The following is a 314-nucleotide window of genomic DNA, read 5'->3' as shown; positions in this document are numbered from 1 at the left end:
GAGTTATCCATTTGAGGAGCTGGTGAGTAAACTTAACCTAAAGCGGGACATTAGCCGTTCCGCCTTGTTTGATGTATCGGTAGTATTACAGAATCAATCTCAAGTTTTTGGGTTAAGAAATGAAGAATCCTTATCGGGTCTTCAGGTTGATCCCTATAACTTTACAAATAATACCGCTCAATTTGACATCAGTTTTGATTTTATAGAGACTACAGGATTGGAATTGTCAATCCATTACAATACAGATATTTATGATGCTTTATTTATAGAGCGAATGTTTGTTCATTTTGAGAATCTTTTGGCCCAATGTATTG

General features: G+C 35.4%; 1 protein-coding gene. It reads left to right on the top strand.

What is annotated here, in order from left to right; all coding sequences use genetic code 11:
* A partial coding sequence (locus ACE01P_RS24450; RefSeq protein WP_379701673.1) for a condensation domain-containing protein occupies positions 1 to 314 on the top strand: 314 nt, incomplete at both ends.

Origin of the sequence: Flavobacterium sp. HJSW_4, from assembly GCF_042436695.1 — a bacterium.
Lineage (GTDB): Bacteria > Bacteroidota > Bacteroidia > Flavobacteriales > Flavobacteriaceae > Flavobacterium.
The sequence above is the reverse complement of the archived record's forward strand: the minus strand, read 5'-3'. Positions and strand labels throughout refer to the sequence as shown.